Raw genomic sequence first — 553 nt, 5'->3', positions numbered from 1 at the left:
AATTAGCCCCTCAGGTCCTTCCTTGTTCAGTAACTGACGCCACCAGTAAAGCGTGCGGCAGGACACGCCAAAGGCTTCAGAAGCTGCAGAAATACCGTGTTTATCCCAGAAGTGCAGAGCCTTCATTCTCATTGTTGCTATATCAGCCATCACTGAAAGCCTCAACGCATAATCGGCCGTTTGGTAGTACTTAGGATAGCCAACCATCAGATGCTGCATTTGCATAGTGCAATCTCCCCTTACTTATCCGGAGGCAATTGCAATATCTCTGTGAACTTACACACCAGACTAATGCAAAAACCCGCCGAAGCGGGTTAAGTGCGGGTGCGTTGAGGATGCCTGGCACATCAGAGGTGGCGGGAGATTACTCCCCCGCCGGGTCTCTTACTCCTCAGGTTCGTAAGCTGTGAAGACAGCGACCTCCGTCTGGCCGGTTCGGATTCGTACCTCGCAGAGGTCTTTCCTCGTTACCAGTGCCGTCACTATGACGGTTAAACAGATGACGATCAGGGCGATTAACATCGCCTTTTGCTGCTTCATAGCCTGCTTCTCC

At 51.5% G+C, this 553-nt stretch carries 2 protein-coding genes; both read right to left on the bottom strand.

Translation table 11 applies throughout. The features are described 5' to 3' along the window. The coding region (locus tag EA14781_RS22285; RefSeq protein ID WP_042336435.1) for a helix-turn-helix domain-containing protein at positions 1–225 on the bottom strand (225 nt) is incomplete at its 3' end. Positions 226–384: 159 nt separating this feature from the next. Then, positions 385–540: a type I toxin-antitoxin system toxin HokD gene (gene hokD / locus EA14781_RS22280; protein WP_000813254.1), complete on the bottom strand. Its 156-nt coding sequence runs from the start codon at positions 538–540 to the stop codon at positions 385–387. Positions 541–553: the final 13 nt, after the last annotated feature.

This window comes from Escherichia albertii NBRC 107761 = DSM 17582 (genome assembly GCF_000759775.1).
GTDB lineage: Bacteria > Pseudomonadota > Gammaproteobacteria > Enterobacterales > Enterobacteriaceae > Escherichia > Escherichia albertii.
The sequence above is the reverse complement of the archived record's forward strand: the minus strand, read 5'-3'. Positions and strand labels throughout refer to the sequence as shown.